A 500-nucleotide genomic window follows, 5' to 3' on the forward strand; every position below is an offset into this window, starting at 1 on the left:
ACACTCTCGCATCAGCATATGCTCCATGACGAAGCGCCAAATAAAACACAACAAAATGCTTACACAGAAACATGTAAAATTACAGAAACATAACACAACAACCACACCAAACAGTGCGGCGTCATGTTGATGCTCGCGTCCACTATACAATTCTCAAACAACACACACCACCACACCGCCACCCACCCACACCCCCGAAGGACCGTGGTACGTGAGCGCTGACGCGCAGCAGCAACAGAAAGGACGTGTCCTCTCAGACACCCAACAGTGTGCCGACGAAACCCCCTCAACCGGACAAGCCGGCCACCAGGGCGATAAGAATTACCGTGTCAGTGTTCCACCCAATAATATGAGCAACCGCATCAGCCACATTCGAGCTGATCAACGGCACTATTGCTCCTTAGAAAGGAGGTGATCCAGCCGCACCTTCCGGTACGGCTACCTTGTTACGACTTCGTCCCAATCGCCAATCCCACCTTCGACAGCTCCCTCCCACAAGG

1 rRNA gene is annotated in these 500 nt (G+C 52.6%); it reads right to left on the minus strand.

What is annotated here, in order from left to right:
- Positions 1 to 404 precede the first annotated feature (404 nt).
- Positions 405 to 500, minus strand: a 16S ribosomal RNA gene (locus tag WFK95_RS24690); the annotation flags it as partial.

Source organism: Tsukamurella sp. USMM236, assembly GCF_037148755.1.
GTDB lineage: Bacteria > Actinomycetota > Actinomycetes > Mycobacteriales > Mycobacteriaceae > Tsukamurella.